Source organism: Burkholderia sp. AU31624 (assembly GCF_020420065.1).
Taxonomy (GTDB): domain Bacteria; phylum Pseudomonadota; class Gammaproteobacteria; order Burkholderiales; family Burkholderiaceae; genus Burkholderia.
This window is the reverse complement of record NZ_JAIZRT010000002.1, coordinates 870,784-884,729: the sequence shown is the minus strand read 5'-3', so window position 1 is coordinate 884,729 and position 13,946 is coordinate 870,784. Positions and strand designations below refer to the sequence as shown.

Below are 13,946 nucleotides of genomic sequence, written 5' to 3'. Positions count from 1 at the left end.
CTGGTCTCGGCGTTATTGTGGGGGTGAGGAAACTGAAAGGAATTATAGACAGTTCGCGCAACTATGTTCGAATCCTCGGATCAATACTGAATTGTCTGATTACCAACGATGATCCGCGTTCCCCGCGCCACCGAACCGTCATGAAACGACAGATCACCTCCGAAGCCACCCGTCTCGCGCAAGAACAGGCCAACTGGGCCCTCACCGCGTTCAAGCGCTTCTCGTCCGACCGCTGCTCCGCGATGGCCGCGGGCATCGCCTTTTTCTCCGCGTTCTCGCTCGCGCCGATGCTCGTGATGGTGATTGCCGTGGCCGGCTGGTTCTACGGCGACGATGCCGCGCGCGGCCAGGTGTTCGAACAGGCCCACCAACTGATCGGCGACGACGCGGCGGCCAGCATCCAGACGATCGTGCAGAACGCGCACCGCGCGGGCGAGCGCGGCGGCCTGGCCACCCTGATCTCGTTCGCCGCGCTCGCGATCGGCGCGTCGGCCACCTTCGCGTCGCTCAGCGCCGCGCTCAGCGTGATCTGGCCGGCCACCGAGAACCGCTGGTCGAGCATGCTCGGGCTCGTGCGCGTGCGGCTGATCTCGTTCGGGCTCGTGCTCGGCGTCGCGTTCCTGCTGATCGTGTCGCTCGTGCTCGACACCGCGATCACGTTCGTCGGCACCTGGCTGCTGGGCAATTCGCCGTACGTGATCGTCACGAACCTCGTGCAGTTCTTCGTCGGGATCGCGGTGCTCGCGGGCGCGTTCGCGTCGCTGATGAAGTTCCTGCCCGATGCGCGCGTCGCCTGGCGTGACGCCGCGATCGGCGGCATCGTGTCCGCGATCCTGTTCTCCGGCGGCAAGAAGCTGTTCGCGCTGTACCTCGCGCATGCTGGCACCGCAAGTGCATTCGGTGCAGCGGGATCGTTCGCGGTCCTGCTGATGTGGCTGTACTTCTCCGCGATCGTGCTGCTGCTCGGCGCGGAATTCGCGGCCGCCCGCGGCAACGCGCATCGGCCCGCCGCGACCACCCCATCGGCCGTTACTGCTCAAGCCGATCGCGCCATCGATCGCCCCACCGACGGCATGCGCGACGACTGACGCACCGCTGTCGCCACGCCGCCGCACGCCCCCGCACACCCGTCCGCCGCTTTGCAACCACGCTGCCCGCCGCGCATTCGCGCGGCGTTGACATGTTCTTTGCATGCCCGCGCATTCGTTGCCGCAACCGCAAACGTTTGCACGCTTCAGTTTCCGTGCGTGAACGAGCCGAAACAGGCTTCCTGCCGCGATGCGCATCAACGAGCGAAACAATCGCATCGCAGCAATTGTCAACTTTTTCAAAAACAGAAACAGTCGTTGATGTGCTTGATATATATGGACTTTTTCTCGCTGTTACCTTTTCGAGACACTTTATTTTTTAAGCTTTCTTGCGTCGATGGCACTGAGCTATTCTCCAATCCGCAACAAATAACGATGAATCACTTGCGTGGAGATATTCAACGATGAAGAAACTTGCTCTCTCGACCCTCTCGCTCGCCCTGCTGGGCGCCGCTGGTGCCGCACAGGCCCAGTCGAGCGTGACGCTGTACGGCGTGATCGACACGTCGATCACCTATGTTCACGGTAACGACGGTCAAGGTAACAATGCGTGGTCGATGGGTAGCGGCAACCTGCAAGGCAGCCGCTTCGGCCTCAAGGGCGCAGAAGACCTCGGTGGCGGCCTGAAGGCGATCTTCCAGTTGGAAAACGGCTTCGACTCGACGTCGGGCGCACTGGGCCAAGGCAAGCGCATGTTCGGTCGCCAGGCTTTCGTCGGCCTGCAAAGCGATCAGTACGGCACGCTGACGCTCGGCCGCCAATACGATCCGATCGTCGACCTGGTCCAGGGCGTGACGGCTGACAACTATTTCGGCAGCGTGTTCGCCACGCCGGGCGACGTCGACAACAACGACAACAGCCTGCGCGTCAGCAACGCAATCAAGTACACGTCGCCGGTGTTCGCCGGCTTCCAGGTCGAAGGCATGTACGCCCTCGGCGGTGTCGCTGGCAAGACGGGCGCCGGCCAAACGTGGTCGGTCGCGGCCGCTTACAACAACGGCCCGGTCGGCGTTGCTGCTGGCTACTTCTACGCGAACAACCCGACGCCGGCAGCCGGCGCGCGCGCGGGCTGGGGTTCGACGACGTCGGACAATATCGTCGACGGTCCGATCAACGCGGGTTACGTGTCGGCGAAGTCGATCGGCATCGCGCAAGTGGCAGGCCAGTACGCATTCGGCCCGGTGACGTTCGGCCTCGGTTACAGCAATGCACAGTACAAGCCGGACGCATCGTCGGGCTTCGGTTCGACCGAAAAATACAACACGGGCCGCGGGTTCGTGACGTATCAGGTCACGCCGCCGCTGCTGCTGGGCCTCGGCTACTCGTACACGAAGGCGAGCGGCAACACGAACGCCAAGTACCATCAGGTTTCGCTGGGCGGCGACTACTCGCTGTCGAAGCGCACGGACATCTACCTGGTCGGCGCTTACCAGCACGCGAGCGGCACGCAACTCAACGCGGATGGCACGACGTCGGCAGCGCAAGCTTCGGTCGGCTCGTACGGCATCGCCGGCACGAAGTCCCAAGAGCTGGTCGCACTCGGCCTGCGTCACAAGTTCTAAGAAGTACGTTTCCGGCGTGCATGGCGTCTCCGACGCCTTGCCGCCGACCTGGAAAGCCAGTCCCGGTTTCGGCCGCGACTGGCTTTTTTTCGTCCGTCTCCCGCGTGCCCGCAGCGCCCGCACGGGCCGGGAACCGGAACCCGCGCCCCGACCCACGCCCGCCGGCCGGCAGCGGCGCCTGGCGGCTGCCACGCGCCGGGAACACCGTTTGCGAAGCGCCGCGCCGGTCGCGATCCGTCCGCCGAGCGACTACCATCCGCACTGCCGGCACCGCTCGTCCGGTGCGATCGCAATGTGCCGAGGCGTGTCGATTTCGGCAATCGTCATCCGTCGTCTCGATGGCGGCACGCGGTTCGCGCATCGCCCCATTCACACAGGAGATACGCCATGACGATTCAGAAGATCACGCCTTTCCTCTGGTACGCGGCGCAAGCAGAAGAAGCCGCCGCCTTCTATGCCGGCATCTTTCCGGATTCGCGCGTCGTGCGCGTCACGACGGTGCCCGGCACCGACGGCACGCGGATGGTCGAGTTCGAACTGTTCGGGCAACCGTTCTTCGCGATGAGCCACCCGCGCACCGATACGTTCAACCATTCAATTTCGCTGCTGGTCAGCTGCGCCGACCAGGCGGAACTCGACCGCTACTGGCATGCCCTGCTCGACAACGGCGGCACGGCCGACGCCTGCGGCTGGCTGAGAGACCGCTACGGCGTGTCGTGGCAGATCGTTCCGGAAACGCTGATCCCGATGGTGTCCGACCGGGACACGGTCAAGGCCACGCGCGTGGCCGCCGCGATGATGCAGATGATCAAGCTCGACGACGCCGCATTGAAGGCCGCCTACGCCGGTACGGCGGGCTGACGAAGCAGCACGTCGCACGGCGCATGCGCGATGACGCGCCGGGTCACCGACAGGCATCCGGCTCGACCGCATGCGCGTGCGACTGCCGCGCCAGTGCCGATGATCTTCCTCGGCGTCGCCCCAAGCCCCGGGCACGCGCGCGGTATCCGCCGCTACGTCGACAGCATCGATTCGACCGTTCGCCGCGCGTAGCCGATGAATGCGGCAAGGGGTTCGCCCGACAGGATCGCCGCGTCCTCCTCGCCGCCGAGATAGGCGGCACGCGCCGCCGCGACGACCGGCCGGCAGGCTTGCGGCAAGCGTTCCAGAACCCATGTCGCCGCGACGTCCTTCGGCGCGATCCTGCCGGTCGCGGCGCTGTACCAGATGCGCGCGAGCGCGAGCACCACGTTGCACGCGTCGCCGCGCCAGTCCGGTTCGGCGTTCCACTGCGCAACCGTCGCCAGCAGCGCGGCGACAAAATCCCGTGCGGGCACTGGCTCGAAAAGCGCCGCCGCCGGCGCGCCAACCAGCACGACACTGTGTTGCCGCACCTTCGTCAACAGGATCGCCAGATCGTGATCGACGCGCGCCGGTTCGACGATGCCGGCCTCGAGCTCGTGACGCAGCCACTCGCCGAACTGCAGTTCACGACGCGCCGGATGACGCCACGGCACGACCGCATCGCGCGCGACGACGGTCGCTTCCAGGGCGCGCATGCCGCCGGCGCGACCAGGCGGCGCCGACACGGCCAGCAGGTCGAGCATCAGTGCGTGCCGCGTCGACTCGTCCGGCCGGGCCGACACCGTCACCAGCAGGTCGATGTCACTGCGCGGCTTCAGTCCGCCGTCGAGCGCCGATCCGAACAGGTGAAGCGCCGTGAGCGTCGCGCCGAGATGCCGCTCGATCGTGTCGCACGCGGCGGTGACCTGGGCTGCGATTTCGTCGGGAATGCATTCAGTCACGATGCACGTGCCTCGCGAGGCGCACGCTACCGGCACAGCGCGCGCGACGGGCAGCGGCGGATCTGCTGCAAGCGCGCGGAGGATTGCCGTTCGTCATCGCGCGTGCGCGGCGCGTCTTCCGTCGTGCGTCACGCGTCGAACCGGACCTTCCGCCATTTCACTGCTTCGCTGCCGCGCGATTTGCGCAGCGCAATAAAAATCCCCGCACGCTTTCGCGTGCGGGGATCGTCGGACATCGCAGCGGCTGCCGACATGCGTTCGGCAGCCACTGCGCAGCATTACGCTGCCGCGTCCTTCAGCTTCTTCAGCGCACGTGCCTTCACGCGCACGCTGGCCGGCTTCGCCGGGAACCAACGCTCTTCGCCCGTGAACGGATCCTTGCCGAAGCGCTTCTTCTTCGCCGGCACGACTTGCGCCGTGATCTTCAGCAGACCCGGCAGCGTGAACTCGCCCGCGCCCTTCTTGTGGACCGAGCCCAGCACGACGTTCTCGAGTGCGACGAGCACTGCCTTGACAGCCTTCACTTCGACAGCTGCGCGCTCAGCGATGTGCGTTGCGAGCGATGCCTTCGTGAACTTGTCCTTCAGCGGCGTCGGAGCAGCCGGTGCCGCCTTCGCGACAACCTTCTTGGCCACTACTTTCTTCGCGGGCGCAGCCTTTTTGGCAGCCACTTTCTTGGTGGCCGGTGCGGCAGCCTTCTTGGCCACCTTTTTTGCGGAAGTCGCCATGTTTCTCCTACCAGGTGTGGTCGTTGGATACACGAAGCGTGCAACGCGCGCGCTTCAACGCCGGATTCTACAAGCGCCTTGACGCTTCGTGCAGTACTTTTATGCGTTTTCACGGGGTTTCCCGCAGGTTTTTTTGCATGCGACCGATTTCATCGACGCTCCAGCATCAAAAAACGCCTTCACGTAGGCACCCGAATGCGAATTACGTTCGATATTTGCGCACCTATACTGGGCTCGCTCAATGCCCGGATGCCTCCATGCGCGAAGCCAGATACGTCAAAGGACTCGACGGCCTGCGAGCCCTCGCCGTCATCCTCGTTTTCCTGTCCCACAAGGGCCACGTCCTTGCCGTCGACGTCGGCAAGCTTGGCGTGTGGACGTTTTTCCTCATCAGCGGATTCCTGATCGTCGGCGAGCTGCATCGCAACCGCCAGGCGGTCGAGCGCGGCACCATGACGCGCCGCCACGCGCTCGCGCTGTTCCTCGCGAAACGCGCGCTGCGGATCTTTCCCGTCTATTACCTGCTGCTCGCCGCGCTCGCGATCGCGCACGCGCTGTTCTACCAGCGCGGCGTCAATCTCGGGCTCGCATGGCACGCGGTGTTCCTGTCGAATTACTGGATCGGCGCCGTCAAGGACGGCTGGCCGGGCTCCACGTCGCACTTCTGGAGCCTCGCGGTTGAACAGCAGTTCTACCTGATCGCGCCGCTCGCGCTGCTCGCGGTGCCCGCCGCGCGACACGTCGCGCTCGGCATCGGGGCCATCGTACTGGGCGCGCTCGCGCATCTCGCGCTCTACCTGTGCGACGCGTCGCCGGTGCTGATCTATGCGTTTTCCCCGTGGAATTTCGCGCTGATCGCGCTCGGCGGCGTCGGCGCGATGGCGCTCGCCGATCGCGGCACGGCCGCCGTGCGCCGCGTTCCGCCCGGCTGGCTCGGCGCGGCCGGCGTCGTGTTCTTCCTCGTGCTGCCCGCCTGCACGCCCCTGCCCGATGCGATCGCGGGGCTCGCGGATCTCGGCCTGTCCGCATCGCTCGGCGCGCTGCTGCTGAGGATCGTCAGCGAACCCGAGCATCCGGTCGTCGCTTTGCTCGACTGGGCGCCGCTCGCCTATCTCGGCACGATCAGCTACGGCTTCTACCTGTTCCACAACCTGATTCCGGCGCGCTTCGGCGTGCTGCCGGCGCACGTCGGGCACGTGGCCATCCCTGAAATCGTCCGCGACACGCTACCCGAACTGCTGCAGTTCGCGCTCGCCGTGCTGCTCGCGCACCTGTCGTGGCGCTATCTGGAAAAGCGGCTGCTCGATTTCAAGAAGCCGGTCGCCGCGATGCTGGCCCGGTATTTCGTCGCACGGCCGAGTACGTCGGCGCGTTGAACACGGCACGAACGCGGCAACGGTTGAGCGGGGAAACGGTGCTTCACGCCACACTCTGGCGCTGACGCGCAACGCTCGAGCCGTCGCGTCGTCGACCGGCGCCGGCAAAACCGATGCGGTCACGAACGTCGATACGCGTCGCGCCATCGAGCCGCCGATCCGGTGATCCGGGCGCCCGTCGCGGCACCGGTTTCAGCCATGACGTCCGTTCTCGTCGGCGCGCCCCGCTCCACACGCAGCCCCGATCCTGACGCCGAGCTGCCACGACTCGCACCCCGACGGCCCGCATGGCGCAGTGGCGCATCCGCACACGCAAAAAAGCCCCGGCGCGCGAGCGGCCGGGGCCAACGGAACAACCACCACCTGAAACAACGGAGCGCGCGGCTGCTTAGGCGACAGCAGCCAGCGCGGGCAAACAGGTACGCAGGTAGGCCTCGAATTCGCGGCTCACTTCCGGATGCTGGAGCGCGAGCTCGACGGTGGCCTTGAGATAGCCGATCTTGCTGCCGCAGTCGAAGCGCGTGCCGAAGTAGCGATACGCGAGCACCTGCTCGTTCGCGAGCAGCGACTGGACCGCGTCGGTCAGCTGCAGTTCGCCGCCGGCGCCCGGCTTGAGCTTGCGCAGGTGATCGAAGATCGTCGGCATGAACACGTAGCGTCCGACCACGCCGAGATTCGACGGCGCATCCTCGGGCGCCGGCTTCTCGATGATGCCCGACAGCTTGATGATGTCCTCTTCCCATTCGCGGCCTTCGACGACGCCGTACGAACGGCTGTCCTCGCGCGGGATCGTCTCGACCCCGATCACCGAGCTGTGATAGTGGTCGAACACGTCGACGAGCTGCTTCAGCACCGGCTGTTCGCCATGCAGCAGGTCGTCGGCGAGGATCACCGCGAACGGCTCGCCGTGCACCAGCTTCTCCGCGCACAGCACCGCGTGGCCGAGGCCGAGCGCTTCCGGCTGGCGCACGTAGAAGCAGTTCACGTGGCTCGGCTTGATGCCGCGCACCAGTTCGAGCAGCTTTTCCTTGCCGCGCGCCTCGAGTTCGGCCTCGATCTCGTAGGACTTGTCGAAGTGATCCTCGATCGCGCGCTTGCTGCGCCCGGTGACGAAGATCATCTCGGTGATACCGGCGTTGATCGCTTCCTCGACCGCGTACTGGATCAGCGGCTTGTCGACGACGGGCAACATCTCCTTCGGGCTCGCCTTCGTTGCCGGGAGGAACCGCGTGCCGAGACCGGCGACGGGGAACACGGCCTTGGTGACTTTCAACATGTTCGCATCCTGATTGCGTTGACTGCGCCGCGTCGACCCGCGACCCGGCGCGATTGTGTTCCGAACGGCATATCGAGAATCGACGGTGCTGCCAATTCGACTCCGCTCATTTTCGATATGGACTGATTGCCCAATGATTCCGGAAAAAATATAATCCTTTCAACCCGGTCGATATTGCCGAACCGAGTGCCGAGGCAGAAACAAATTACCGATTTTCCAGATACAAATTCTTACGATTCGAATTCCTCGATATAGGGCACGCCGCCCCGTTCGAGACCCGGGCGAATCGGTTCGTTCTTCAGCGCCTCGCGGTACGCCGACAGCATGGCCATGACCAGCAGTACTGCAGCGCTCGCGATCCAATGCATGTCCATCTTGCCGCTCCTTGCATCAATCAACTGGAGCTTCAAACTATCAGAAAAAAATCGGTAAATAATTGACCCGCCTCGCGGAACCGCTTTCCGAACGCGATAAACCCATGATGTGGAATTTCGATATTTCCCGGTGAGATTTTTTTATTCATTGATCGAATTCTTGCGCATTACGATTGGATGAAACTTCCCGTCCATCCGTCGCAAGGAATCGAATCGCATGCAAGCTTTCAGCGGATCGTCTCTGGCCGCGCCGCCCGTCGCCGATCACAAGGAACACGTGATCGACGCGATGCGCGGCTTCGCGGCGCTGCTCGTCGCCTATTTCCACTGCCGCCAGGTCGTCTGGGTCGGCATGCAAAGCTTCCATCACGCTTACGGCCATGCGCTCACCCCGAGCGCGATCGCCGGCTACCTGACCTTCCCGTTCGCGTGGGGCTCCGCCGGCGTGCCGATCTTCTTCGTGATCAGCGGCTACTGCATCCATCGCAACGCGGCGCTCAAGCTCGCGGCCGATCCCGCGTACCGGCTCGACGCGCCGAACTTCTGGGTGCGCCGGTTCGCGCGCATCTACCCGGTGCTGCTCGCCGCGCTGCTGTTTACGCTCGCACTCGACTCGGTCAGCCTGCAGATCGAGCCCGTCAGCCACAAGATCCGCGACGCCGGCCTCGTCGCGTTCCTCGTGAACCTGTTCTCGCTGCAGGGTGTCGCCGGCTACACGTACGGGTCGAACGGCGCGCTGTGGACGCTGTCACTCGAAGTGCAGTTCTATGCGATCTACCCGCTGCTGTTCGCGATCCGCCGGCGTATCGGCATGCCGGCGGTCGTGGCCGCGGTCGCGCTCGTCAACGTCGCGTCGGCGTGGCTGCTCGAACGGCACGACCTGCAGTTCTTCACGTCGTACTGGCTGTCGTGGACGATCGGCGCGTGGATCGCCGACGTGCGCGCGCAGCCGGCCCGCGGCGCGGCCGCCGTGCCGTCGCGCGCGTGGTACGGTGCGGCCGCCGTGCTGCTGGCCGCCGGCTGCGGCGCGTTCCATTTCGGCCAGTACGGCGCGTTCCAGCTGTGGTCGGCCGGCTTCGCGTGCTTCCTGTACCGCGCGCTCGCCCGTCCGCCGCGCCCGACGCCGCCGCTGCGCGTGCTGAGCTGGTTCGGCGACTTCAGCTACTCGCTGTACCTGATCCACCTGCCGCTGTTCGTCTGTCTCGGCTCGGTGCTGTTCCATTCCGAGCTGCAGCTGTCGATCTGGCCGTCATTCGCGTTCATGGCCGCCGCGATCCCGGTCGCGTATGTGTTCTACCGGATGTTCGAACGGCCCGCGATGACGTGGTCGGCCAGCTTCAAGCCGGCTCGACCCGCTCGGGTCGTGACGCCGGCGCCCGAACGGGCCGTTTGATCCGGCCGGAACGCCTTTCCGAGCCCTCGCGCGGCGGTGCGCTGCGCGGGGGCTTTTTCATGGCCTGAGCGCGCCGGCATACCGGGTTGACGGGGGGTGGGTTAGCCTTCCGGCGTCGGGCCGCGCTACGGCCCGCGTGAGCCGCCCTCGACCGCCTTTCACCATCGGGACTGCCTGGGCGCGGCCTTCTCGCGTCACCTTCTCGCGTCACCTTCTCGCGTCACCTTCTCGCGTCGCCAACCACGCCCTCCCAATCAACAATCGGCCAAGCACGCGCCCCACGCAACGCACAACAACCTGCCCACCACCCGCCCGACGAAGGCCCGGGCGCTGAAAAACAAAGCCCCCACGCAGCACACCGCCGCATGAGGGCCCGTTTCCCGCCGGCTCGCGCCGCTTACCGCTTCTTCGCCTTCGCGGCCTTCGCCGTATCCGCGAGGATCTTCTCGACCCGCTCCACGTAGGTTTCGGTGCCGAACCGGCGCACCGCCGTCGCCCGCCCGCTCGCGACGAGCCGCTCGCGCAGCGCGCCGTCGCGCTTCAGCGTAGCCAGCGCATCGGCCAGCGCGGCCGCGTCGCCCGGCGCGCAGAGCAGCCCGTTGTCGCCGTCCTCGATGATCTCGACGACGCCGCCCGCGCGGGCCGCGACGACCGGCCGGCGCGCGAGCATTCCCTCGACGATCACGCGCCCGAACGGCTCGGGCGTGATAGACGTGTGCGCGACGACGTCGACCGCCGTCATGCAGGCGGCCACGTCGCGCTGGAACCCGAGGAAATGCACGCGCTCGTCCATCCCGTGCCGCGCGACGTATTCGTGCAGCTGCGCCGCGTATTCGTCCTCGCCGAACAGCGGCGCGCCGACCAGCACCACGTGCATGTCGGGATGCCGCGCGGCGGCTTCCAGCAGCACGTGCTGCCCCTTCCAGTGCGCGAGCCGGCTGAACGAACCGACGAGCCACGCGTTTTCGGGCAACCCGAGGCGCGTGCGCAGCGCGGCCTGGCTGACGCCTTCCAGCGCGTCGAACGGCTCGGCCGAAATGCCGTTGAACACGACGTCGACGTGCTGCGGCGTGAAGCCCGTCAGCGTCCGGAACGCCTGCGCGGACGCATCGGAATTCGCGATCACGCGCGTGACGCCGAGCCGCGCGCAGTACTTGATCGCCATCAACTGCTTGCTGCCGAAATGGTCGGTGCTGACGATGTCGCGCAGGTGCCACACCACCGGCTTACGCGCGAGCCGCCCGGCCAGCGCGGCGACCACCATCGCGCGCTGCGTGTTCGCGTAGATCACCTCGGCGCGGCGTGCGCGGCGCGCGACGTCGCGCACCAGCCGCACGAGTTGCTTCAGCGCGCCGGCCGATACGCCGCCCTGCTTGCGCACGCCCGCGAGCGCGCCCTGGTCGACCACGTCGACGCGCGCGCCGATCTCGTCGAGCGCCGCGCGGAACGGGCCGTCGTCGAACAGCAGCACATCGGCGTTTGCGCGCATGTGCTTCATGATCTCGAGCAGCGACAGCTCGGCACCGCCGAGCACGCCGCTCTGGTCGAGCACGAGCGTCGCCGGGCCGCGCGCAGCCGGCATCGGCGCGCTGGCCGTACCGCGCTGCGCGGTTGAGCCGGGCAGCGCGGCTTCCACATAGTCGAGGAAGCGCCGCCGGAACGTATCGGCGGAAAACCGCTCCGCGTTCGTGCGGCAGGCGGTCGGCGTGAAGCGCTGCGGCGCACGCTCGAAATCGTCGACGGCCGCGACGATCGCGTGTGGCGTCTGTTCGTCGAAGAACAGCCCGGTCGGGTTCAGGTCCGATTGCGGGTCGAGCACGGTTTCGAGCGCGCCGCCCTTGCCGTACGCGATCACCGGCGTGCCGCACGCCTGCGCCTCGACCACCGAGATCCCGAAATCCTCCTCGGCCGCGAACACGAACGCCTTCGCGCGCCGCATCCGGTCGTGCAGCACCGCGAACGGCTGGTAGCCCATGATCTCGACGTTCGGGCCCGCCTTCGCGCGGATCTTCTGCATCTCGGGGCCGTCGCCGATCACGACGAGCTTGCGCTCGGGCGTGCGCGAAAAGGCTTCGACGATCAGGTCGATCTTCTTGTACGGCACCATCCGCGACGCGGTCAGGTAGAAATCCTCCTTCTCCGCGTTCAGCGAAAACGCATCGACGTCGACCGGCGGGAAGATCACCGCCGCGTCGCGGTGGTAGACCTTCTTGATGCGCCGCGCGATGAACGCGGAGTTCGCGACGAAACCGTCCACCGCGTTCGCGGTGCGCGTGTCCCAGTTGCGGATGTAATGCAGGATCATCCGCGCGAGCAGCGACTTCGGCCCGCGCGTGAGGTTCGACTGCTCCAGATACTGGTGCTGCAGATCCCACGCATAGCGGATCGGCGAATGCACGTAGCTGATGTGCACCTGGTCGGGCCCCGTCAGCACGCCCTTCGCGACCGCGTGGCTGCTCGAGATCACCAGGTCGTACTCGGACACGTCGAGCTGCTCGATCGCGAGCGGCATCAGCGGCAGGTAGCTGCGGTACTTGGTGCGCGCGAACGGCAGCTTCTGGATGAACGACGTCGTCACCGGCTTGCCGCGCACGAACGCGCGATCGTCGAGGAAGTCGACGAGACTGAACAGGTCCGCGTCGGGAAAGCACGCGACGATCTGCTCGAGCACGCGTTCGGCTCCAGCATAGGTGACGAGCCAGTCGTGGACGATCGCCACGCGCAGCGCGCGCGTCGGATGGCGCGCGCTGGCCCGTTCGGCCGGCAGCGCCCGGCGCAGCGCGGCGGCGTCGCCCGCTTCGGCCACGGCCGCATCGGCGGTGGCGAGATTCAATACGGCGTGTTCCGCCAGATCGCGATTCATGCGGTTTTCCTCGCATTGAGACGGACAAACAGGTCGCGCACCAGCGCACGCAACCCCGGCGTCATCGTGAGCGACCACGCGACGTTCAACAGCAGCACGACCGCGCAGATGCCGATCGACTCGACGAGCCCCGGCCACGCCTGCGCCAGAAACAGGCTCGCCAGCAGAAACGCCAGATGCGCGAGCATGTCGAGCACGATCGCGCGCATCCGGATCGCCGACAGGTACAGCAGCACGCCGTAGTCGACGAGCGCGCGCGCCGCGACGACCACCGCCGCGCCGATCAGCCCGAAGTGATGGATGCCGAACCACAGGCCGCCGACGAAGAACGGCATCTCGACGAGCCCGGCGAACGCCGCGCGGGCCGGGTTGACCTGCGACTGGATCAGGATTCGCGTGACGCTCGCCTGGCCGACGAGCCACACGCTGATCACCAGCACGCGGCCGACCGGCGCCGAATGCGCGGCGAGATCCGCGCCCACCCACAGCGTGAGGAACGGCGCGAGCGCGAAGATCGCGACGATGCCGACCGGCGTGAACACGCCGTTCAGGAATTCGAGCGACTGGCGCGCGAGCGTGTCCGCATGGTCGCGGCCGACCGCCGACAGGCGCGGGAACAGCGTGCGCACCAGCGCATTCGGCAGCATGTTCAGGCGCGTGACGAGGTTCTGCGGCACCGTGTAGTAGGTGACGAACTTCGCGCCCATGCCGGCGCCGAGCATCACGCGGTCGAGCGTGTCGGCGATCATGCTCGTCGTACTCGCGATCAGCATCCAGCCGCCGAAGTTGAACAGCCCTTTCGCGGTGCCCCACTGCGGCGGATCGATGCGCCGGATCCCGAGCACCTTGATGCTGGCCTGGCCGAGCATCACCGCGGCGATCAGCCGCGCGACGACCGCTGCCGCGAGCACCGTCTGCAGGTTCGGCGCGATCCACCACGCAGCACCGAGCGGCAGCAGCTGGAACAGGAACGTGCCGATCGTCTGGTTCGTGTTGAACACGCCGAAGCGTTCGGCACCGTTGATCGCGCCGGCGAACACCCACGACACGTTCGCCAGCGGAATCGCGAGCGCGAGCCACGGCAGCGCGAGATACACCTCGTGCTGCATCGCCGCCGACACCTTCGTGAAGTACGCGGTGTAGACGAACGCGCCGAAATAGATCAGCAGCCCGCCGACGATGCCGGTGCCGAGATTCAGCCAGAACGCGCTCCAGAACACACGCGCGCTTTCGTCGGCGTTACCGCTCGCGAGCGCCTTCGAGATGTGGTTCTGCGCGGCCATGCTCATCCCGAGATCGAGGATCCCGAAATAGCCGATCAGCGTCCACACGAGGCTGACGACGCCGTAGCGTTCGACGCCGAGCGCGTGGATATAGGCGGGCACCGTCACCAGCGACACGAAGGTCGGCAGGATCAGCCCGATGAAGTTGATCGAAACGTTCTTGAGTATGCCTTTGTCCATGCTTCTGCCTTGTGTGAC

At 66.2% G+C, this 13,946-nt stretch carries 11 protein-coding genes; 5 read left to right on the top strand and 6 right to left on the bottom strand.

Translation table 11 applies throughout. From position 1 onward, the window contains the following. Positions 1-140: 140 nt before the first annotated feature. The 3 genes from LGM89_RS09250 (at position 141) to LGM89_RS09240 (ending at position 3,511) form a co-directional block, all read left to right on the top strand. On the top strand, positions 141-1,088 hold the full coding sequence (locus LGM89_RS09250) for a YihY/virulence factor BrkB family protein (RefSeq protein ID WP_226272890.1): 948 nt from the start codon (positions 141-143) through the stop codon (positions 1,086-1,088). A 404-nt stretch (positions 1,089-1,492) separates the two neighbouring features. Beyond that, the gene (locus LGM89_RS09245) at positions 1,493-2,650 is read left to right on the top strand and encodes a porin (RefSeq protein WP_089457862.1); all 1,158 of its coding nucleotides are present in this window, start codon (positions 1,493-1,495) and stop codon (positions 2,648-2,650) included. Positions 2,651-3,037: 387 nt separating this feature from the next. Continuing rightward, complete coding sequence (locus LGM89_RS09240; RefSeq protein WP_089497343.1) at positions 3,038-3,511, top strand: VOC family protein; 474 nt, start codon at positions 3,038-3,040, stop codon at positions 3,509-3,511. Positions 3,512-3,663: 152 nt separating this feature from the next. Here LGM89_RS09240 and LGM89_RS09235 read toward each other — a convergent pair whose 3' ends face one another. Together LGM89_RS09235 and LGM89_RS09230 are read right to left on the bottom strand one after the other, a co-directional pair. Next, positions 3,664-4,455: an AadA family aminoglycoside 3''-O-nucleotidyltransferase gene (locus tag LGM89_RS09235; protein WP_226272889.1), complete on the bottom strand. Its 792-nt coding sequence runs from the start codon at positions 4,453-4,455 to the stop codon at positions 3,664-3,666. Positions 4,456-4,733: 278 nt separating this feature from the next. Beyond that, positions 4,734-5,183, bottom strand: a complete 450-nt coding sequence (locus LGM89_RS09230; RefSeq protein WP_011355701.1) for an HU family DNA-binding protein — start codon at positions 5,181-5,183, stop codon at positions 4,734-4,736. A 257-nt stretch (positions 5,184-5,440) separates the two neighbouring features. Between LGM89_RS09230 and LGM89_RS09225 the strand changes: the two genes are divergently transcribed. Beyond that, complete coding sequence (locus LGM89_RS09225) at positions 5,441-6,559, top strand: acyltransferase family protein (RefSeq protein WP_089497345.1); 1,119 nt, start codon at positions 5,441-5,443, stop codon at positions 6,557-6,559. Between the two features lie 388 nt (positions 6,560-6,947). Here LGM89_RS09225 and galU read toward each other — a convergent pair whose 3' ends face one another. Together galU and LGM89_RS09215 are read right to left on the bottom strand one after the other, a co-directional pair. Next, positions 6,948-7,835: a UTP--glucose-1-phosphate uridylyltransferase GalU gene (gene galU, locus LGM89_RS09220; RefSeq protein ID WP_011355704.1), complete on the bottom strand. Its 888-nt coding sequence runs from the start codon at positions 7,833-7,835 to the stop codon at positions 6,948-6,950. Between the two features lie 230 nt (positions 7,836-8,065). Further along, positions 8,066-8,209 (bottom strand): hypothetical protein, encoded by a 144-nt coding sequence (locus LGM89_RS09215; protein ID WP_175967895.1) that lies wholly within the window; start codon positions 8,207-8,209, stop codon positions 8,066-8,068. A 217-nt stretch (positions 8,210-8,426) separates the two neighbouring features. Here LGM89_RS09215 and LGM89_RS09210 point away from each other — a divergent pair, with 217 nt between their 5' ends. Continuing rightward, the gene (locus tag LGM89_RS09210) at positions 8,427-9,602 is read left to right on the top strand and encodes an acyltransferase family protein (protein WP_226272888.1); all 1,176 of its coding nucleotides are present in this window, start codon (positions 8,427-8,429) and stop codon (positions 9,600-9,602) included. A 397-nt stretch (positions 9,603-9,999) separates the two neighbouring features. On the opposite strand, the gene LGM89_RS09205 is transcribed toward LGM89_RS09210, so the two are convergent. Further along, positions 10,000-12,465, bottom strand: a complete 2,466-nt coding sequence (locus LGM89_RS09205) for a glycosyltransferase family 4 protein (RefSeq protein ID WP_226203969.1) — start codon at positions 12,463-12,465, stop codon at positions 10,000-10,002. Further along, the gene (locus LGM89_RS09200) at positions 12,462-13,928 is read right to left on the bottom strand and encodes a flippase (protein ID WP_089497347.1); all 1,467 of its coding nucleotides are present in this window, start codon (positions 13,926-13,928) and stop codon (positions 12,462-12,464) included. Before LGM89_RS09200 ends, LGM89_RS09205 begins: the two co-directional genes overlap by 4 nt. Between the last annotated feature and the right edge of the window lie 18 nt (positions 13,929-13,946).